The organism is Enterococcus ratti, from assembly GCF_001886195.1.
Taxonomy (GTDB): Bacteria; Bacillota; Bacilli; order Lactobacillales; family Enterococcaceae; genus Enterococcus_B; species Enterococcus_B ratti.
Window position 1 is genome coordinate 1 of sequence record NZ_JXLB01000038.1, and the last position, 7,024, is coordinate 7,024.

The 7,024-nt window shown below is 33.6% G+C and carries 6 protein-coding genes; 2 read left to right on the plus strand and 4 right to left on the minus strand.

Annotation, left to right across the window (positions count from 1 at the left end; translation table 11 throughout):
* Positions 1–3,990, minus strand: a 3,990-nt coding sequence (locus tag RV14_RS11370; RefSeq protein ID WP_071856358.1) for an MSCRAMM family protein, incomplete at its 3' end; no start/stop codon positions are given.
* Positions 3,991–4,139: 149 nt separating this feature from the next.
* Positions 4,140–5,039, minus strand: coding sequence for a LysM peptidoglycan-binding domain-containing protein (locus tag RV14_RS11375; RefSeq protein WP_071856359.1), 900 nt, complete (start codon positions 5,037–5,039; stop codon positions 4,140–4,142).
* 143 nt (positions 5,040–5,182) lie between these two features.
* Between RV14_RS11375 and RV14_RS11380 the strand changes: the two genes are divergently transcribed.
* Complete coding sequence (locus RV14_RS11380) at positions 5,183–5,428, plus strand: hypothetical protein (RefSeq protein WP_071856360.1); 246 nt, start codon at positions 5,183–5,185, stop codon at positions 5,426–5,428.
* Between the two features lie 50 nt (positions 5,429–5,478).
* Positions 5,479–5,913: a hypothetical protein gene (locus RV14_RS11385; protein ID WP_071856361.1), complete on the plus strand. Its 435-nt coding sequence runs from the start codon at positions 5,479–5,481 to the stop codon at positions 5,911–5,913.
* A gap of 413 nt (positions 5,914–6,326) precedes the next feature.
* Here the strand turns inward: RV14_RS11385 and RV14_RS11390 are convergent, their stop codons facing one another.
* Both RV14_RS11390 and RV14_RS11395 read right to left on the minus strand, forming a co-directional pair.
* A complete protein-coding gene (locus RV14_RS11390) occupies positions 6,327–6,692 on the minus strand; it encodes a hypothetical protein (protein WP_071856362.1) in 366 nt (121 codons plus the stop codon).
* A gap of 12 nt (positions 6,693–6,704) precedes the next feature.
* On the minus strand, positions 6,705–6,995 hold the full coding sequence (locus RV14_RS11395) for a hypothetical protein (protein WP_071856363.1): 291 nt from the start codon (positions 6,993–6,995) through the stop codon (positions 6,705–6,707).
* Positions 6,996–7,024 lie beyond the last annotated feature (29 nt).

The window sequence follows — 7,024 nt, forward strand, 5'->3', positions numbered from 1 at the left end:
TGTTTTCTCTTTGTCGTAGTAAATATAGTGCGTTGCAACACCTTTTTGACCGTCTTTCATCGTATTTTTTGCGATTGGAATATCCACATGAATTGTTTCATTTTCTGATTTTGCCGTATACGTTGATTCAACAGTGGTAATCACTTTTTTCGTTGTTGGATCAACATATGGAGTAACAATATAATACGTATGACCGACTTCTGCACCTTTGATTTCTACTTTGTCACGCAATGTATTATCGACAGTCGGGTCAGCTTCTTTTTTGCCGTTTACGGTTGCTAAAAGTGTGGTGATTTTCATTGGCTGACGTTTATTGACCGCTTTTAACGTAATCAATTGTCCATTCGTTTCTGGCGTTACTTCAAAGCTCAAATCGCCTGTATTTGGATAATACCAATTCAACGGTTTTGTTTCTTTGAATTTATATTTTCCAGTTGGTAATTTTTTTACAGCGATTTTTCCATCTTTATCTGTCTTGTACGTATTTACCACTGTTTCTTTTTTACCATCCATACGAATCAATTGGAACTCAACCCCTTCAAGCGGTTTGTTTCCTAGATTATCCGTTTTAATTAGCTCAACGTCTGTATATGCTAATTTATTTTCAATCTCTTTGCGAGACATTTTCGTTAGAATTTCTTTATTTTCGGCATATCCGTCCGCAAATACATGAATATTATGTTCTTTCTCATTGCTTGATGGAACATATTGGAACGTATATTTTGTTTCATCTAATACATGATCTTTCCCAGCATTCACTTCTTGTAAGTAGTAATTACTTGGAATATTAGGTAAGGTCAATCCTTCAAATGAAAGTTTGCCGTCTTCTACTTTTGCATACGCAAGAGCATTTCCTTCAGGTAAGATATCATAACCAATTTGTAATCCTTCTTCACCGACATACAAACCGAACACTTGACCGTTTTTCGCATTTTCAAGTTCAATCGTTGGTTTTCCATTTTCCCAACCAGTTACGACTTCTTGTTTTTTATAGCCGTATACGTTGATTTTTTGTAATGGATTTTCAACTTCTACATCAGTCGAAGATAATTCAACCAATTGACCTGCATATTTAATTTCAAAAGGTATTGGTTCTTCCGCCATCACAAAACCACTTGGTGCTTCAATTTCTACAGCTTCATATTTCCCAATATATAAATTAGGATCAGAAAGAGTATCTCCTAAATCATTTGTCACTAATTCAAGATCTTTTCCGTCTTTTTGAATATATTCTCCTTTGGCTAATCGAATTGTTCCATCTGGAGTTTTAATGTCTTCTGCCGCACGAACTTTGAATTTAACACCTGCTAAATCCACTTGATCGTATTGAATATCGACATATTTACCATATTCGCCTTCTTTTTCGACAGTAGAAATCCCTTTTTCTCCAGTTTTATGAATTTTCACTTGCCCTTTTTGTGGCATGTTCTCGAACTTAATCGTAATCACACCGCCAGCGTCCGCTTCAGTTACAGAAAAAACAACTGGTTCGGTAGCTAAAAGATATCCTTCAGGGGCACGCAGTTCACGAATCTCGTAACGTTCATGTCCAAAGGCTAAACTATCACTCGTAACCAATTCGCCTTTGTCATTAGTTTTAAACTCGTCACTGACTTCCAATGAATTAGGAACACGCATTGAAACGTAGTCTCCTTTTCCATTGTTTGCCCATCGATCCCAAACTTTGAACGTGGTATCTTTCAATGGAATTGTTTTTCCTGTTTCACCATCTACTTTTACTAGGTGTAAACGAGCTTCAATGATTTTATCTTCCAATACCCAAAAGAATTTTTGATCTTCTTCAGAAATTGTAAATTCAATCGGTTCAATGGTTAAATAACCTTCTGGGGTTTTTGTTTCTTCCATGATATACGAATCATACGGCAATGTTTTACCTGTATTTGCTTTTCCGTCTTTATCAGTTGTAATTACTTTGACTGGCTTACCTGTCGTTTTAGAAGTGATTGTAAATTCTGCACCTTCTAGTTTAGGCTTCACGTTATCAGACTTACCAGTCACTTTATCCATAATCTTATTAACTAATGGTTTATTACCGATTTTAACGATTTCTATACCACCTTTAATGACTTGATCTTTTAACGTCATACTTTGTACTGCCACAGTTTTATCTTGACCTGCATAAGCAATATTTACTGGATACTTTGTCGGGTCAAGGTTGTAGCCTGTTGGTGCTTTAATTTCTTGTACGTAATAATCATGCATAATTTGTATGTTTTCAAAAGAACATGTGACTTTATCTCCAGACTTTTTCAACGTCACTTCTTTTACTTTTTGACCATTTGATTCAAATAATCCATACACAGCACCTTCTAATTGGGCAGAACCTTGTGGTTGATTGCCTGTTTCTTTGTCTTCTTTGACTAAATCTAAACGTCCAATTTGCTTTTTGTTTTTAAAAGTAGCCGTAACTGTTTGATTGGCTTCAATTGTGACTGTTTGTGGTGTTTTATTAATTACATAGCCATTGGCAGCTTGAATTTCTTGAATCGTTACTTTTATCCCATGAGGAACATCTTTCAGATCAGCTTCCCCATTTGCATTTGTGACAACTTCTACCTGTTTTCCACCATAAGAAAGTTTAAATTTCGCACCAGAAATAGCTTTCCCTGTGTCTGCATCTACTTTCTTAATTTTGGCATTTCCGTTTTTTAGTACTTTTATATTTATATCTGAATATGCTGGATCTCCTATGCCAGCAAAAATTACATCTTGAAGCCAAGGCGCTTGATATAAAATTTTAGCCCTTCTAAATGAAGGATCAATTTCATACTTAAATCTAACAAATCCATTAATATTACTACTTAAAGTAGGAGTAACTTTTAAAGTATTTCCAGATTGAGAAATAGCAACATTAGCATTATTATTTAGAACTTTATAATAAGATAAGGAATTGTTCGAATCCGTTAGTGTCAAAGTCTCTCCCAATTTAATAGTATATGTTTTTCCATCAAATGAAGGCTTTGTATAAAAAGCGTTAACTTTTTTCATTACCTCTTTTTTGAATGATTCATAACCTGCTAAACTAATTCTTCCTTGTCCACTCAAATCACTTATACTTGTGGGTTTAACCCCTGTTGTAATTTCTTGAACTAATTTTTCTGTATAAAAAGCATTCACAACTGATTTTTGCTTTTCCCAACCCCAATAAGCAATTAAAGAAGCTTTTACGTACTTAGCATCAGATACTTCAGAAGTAGTATAACCAGCATTCGCTCCCCAGCTTAAAGGAGCTCCTGGTTCAACACACCAAAGCATATTACCGTTACCATCTTTTTTAGCATAATAACCAGTTTCTACATTTCCATTGGATTGTGACCAATGAAAAGCAGCATCGCCATAATTAGAGTCTACATAAACCACACCTGTTCCCTTAGGCATAACAAAAAAAGCACTTCCCAATACTGCTCTCGCTTGTGCTTGGTTTTGTGCTTTAATTAATTCTACTTTTTGTAATACTTCAAATAAATCAGAACGATACGAAGTACCTGTCGTACTACGAATTGAACCATCTTCTAACAATTCATAGCCATTATCTGCAAATATTTTTTTCACTTCTTGATTTAATTGATCTTCAGTTTTCGCAGGAATAGGCGTTAATGGTTGTTTATTCGCTTGATCTGATTGTTCTATTGAAGAATTAGATGTTAATTCATTTTTACTGACATCCGTATAATCAACTGTAGAGTTATCAGTACCCATTATAGTAGATTGTTCCGTTTTTCCTCCTTCATCTTTACCTACAGATTTATTTTCCTCTTTCATCTGTTTATCTTCTTGAACAGAATTATTGGTTATATCCTTGTTTTCTTTTTGAGAATTGCTTTTTTCCACCTGACTACTTTCCGCTTGGTTAGATATTTCTGTTTCAGCTAATGTACTTAATGGTTGACTAATAACACCAGATAAGCTCAATAAGAGCATAAAAACAGTTACTTTTTTCCGTATCTTATTCAATTGATTAAACTTCATCTATACTTTCCTCCCTATAATTTTTTATCAATTTAACAATAAAATTAGTAATTCATTGAAATCACCTCTTAAAATAAACATAAAAAAAGAAGAAATAACTTATCGTCATTCCTTCTTTACTAACAAAAAAATTACTATTTTAAAATATCTTAGTAGAAATCAATCGAGAATTTTTCAGAACCATCACTATAATCAATAGTAATCAATTTATATCCTTTAATACTTAAATCATTCGCAGCTTTTTCATCAGCAAATTTATTTGCTTCTTCTGGAGTATCAAACACTTTTCCACTATTTCCAATATAACCACTTACAATCGTTGGTGCTTGTGGTTTACTTGGAGTAGTTGTTCCACTATTTCCGCCTGTTGATCCATTTTGGTTACCACCATTATTCGGTTGTGAAGGTGTCGTTGTTCCTCCATTGGAAGTTCCTGAATTATTTTGATTTCCACCTGTGTTTGGTTGAGACGGTGTTGTTGTATTACCTGTTGAACCAGTTTGATTGCTATCTGGTTGCGTTGGTGTTTGAGTTGTGCCACCGTTGTTTTCTGGTGTGCTTGGCGTTGTTCCAGTATTTCCAGTTGTTTGATCACCAGTTTGTGTGTTACCTGCTACTGTGTTATCAATTAAAGGTGTTGTTGTGTTTTGAGTTACTGAATTTGTTGTACCTTGTACTGGTTGTCCAACTGGTTTAGTTGAATCTACTTTATCTTGTGGTTGAATCACTGATTGTGCAACTGTTTCTCCTTTATTATTCTGAACAGTTGCTACATTTCCATCAAAAACTAGTTTATTGCCTGCGTAGATTAAGTCTACATTCGCAATTTTGTTCATATCTGCTAATTTTTGTACTGAAATATTTGTTGCTTGGCTGATTCCGCTTAATGTATCTCCCCAAACGATTGTATATTCGTTACCTTTCATATCTGCTTTGATTTGTTCCACTGTACGTGGTGTCCATTCTGCCGCATCTACTTTCTCGTGAGCAGTTGCTAACGCAACCCCACCAATAGTCGCTCCAATTGCAAGTACTCGTAATAATTTCATTTTGTATTCCTACTTTCTATTTTATATTCTTCATGACTACAAGCTTATGATACTAAACTTATAGTCGTTTGTAAACAGTTTTTTGAAAAAAATTTTTCTTTTGATATAATAAATTTATGATCATAAGAAAAGAGGTATAAATATTGGATAAAGAAACTATAAATTCATTTCAGTCTTGGGCTCAAGAAAATCTTGTAACTAGAAGAGGTGCCGCTAAAATTACCGGTCAAAGTTATGCTGGAATTTCTCAGGCAATCAATAGAAAAGTATTAACACCTTTTCTAGAATTTGACGGTGATCCTGCAACATCATTAGTAAGACTATATTTAAAAAGTGACGTTGAAGCCTACGCTAAACAGTTACAAGCTAAAAAGCAGAGACAACAATAAGTCGTTTCTGCTTCTTTATTGAAAAAACAATTTTAGGAGAATAACTATTTATGAAGAAAAAATTCCTCATAATCTTATCACTCAGTTTCGTACTGATATCTGTACTTATCATTGCTTTTTCTCTGTTTAGAAAAACAGAAACAAGTAGTTCCACAATCACAACTACGTCAAGTAGTGTGACTAGTGATTCTAATTATCTCTCACTAGACGAGTTAAAAGCGCTTCTAAGCGCAAAATCGATAGATGATAATTTACAAATTTGGGGGAAGACTCAAATTACTACCGTACTTTTCCAAGATAAAAATATGGCTGTTCTTTCTCCTGAATCCGAAGAAGAAATTCAGTTACCAATCAAAGTAACTGACAAAAAAAAAAAATTATTTGAAATTCCAAAATTGAAATATGCTCCTAAATCATTGAAAATAGGTGATATTTTTGGCTTAGCAAAAAAAGAGAATACCTATTTCGCATATAAAGAAAAATAAGCATAGTTTCATTGCTTATTATAACAAATTTTCCATAGAATGTTACGCTTTCATTCATAAAATATTGTTTTGGGATCATAATCGTTTATTACTTACGAGGGGTGTTCCCTCGTAAGATTTTTTATGAAAAGAAAGGAGTAAAAATGAAATTAGTTTCCACTAGTAAATAACTAGCAAATCTCAATTACTTCCATAAGAAAGTAACTGAAATTTGTTAGTTATTTTCCTGTTTAAGTGAATTTTACACTCATTTTCCTTCCTTTAGATTTGCCATACATCACAAAAACAGTAAAATCTCTTTTTCCATTTTCATGGATTTTTTCTATCAGAATTTCTCTCACATACTTCTTGTCGATCTTGCAAAAGAAATATCACGAAACCAACTAGTCCTAAAAATATAAAAAAATACCCATTCATATAATCATCCGTTCTTTCCTTGTTTTTTGCTGATATATACGGATAACTGCATTTGCTAAATCGACTTGTCGCTGTTTCCAATTGTTTGGATCTCGATACCATTTCCTAAATTCATAACTCATATCTAAGTAGATTCCACCAAAACAAACTTCAAACATCATTTGTAATTCATCTTCTCCTGGCTCGGCTGTAACCAATAGATATAAGTCCGTATAAGTTAACCCTTTGGAAAGATACTTCGCATAATAATCAATTCTTTCTTGTACAAAACTTGGAATTTTCGCTTCAATTAATTCATTTTGATCCCCTTTTTTTAGCCGAAATGTAGTTAGAGAAACTGTGCTACCTGTATTTATTTTCATATCGTCTTCTCCTTAAACAAGTGCAGAGTCAATGCTTAACACACAAGATTTTTGTTCATTGATAATACTAAAAATTTCTTTTGTAGCTTCTTCCATACCGATTGGTTCTAACGTTTCTTCACTGATTGTTTTTGCATTTTCTTCAATCGCTTCATTTTGATCTAATTCTTGCAAACACCGTACAAATTCTTCACGATCTTCGATATCTGTTACTACTCTCTCGTAAAGATCCATGCACTCTTCTTCATCCTTTGCTGCAATCAACGCATAATAACATGGTTCTTTCACTTTGAAAAATTTCATTGGCTATTCCTCCGTTTACTGTTCTTTAT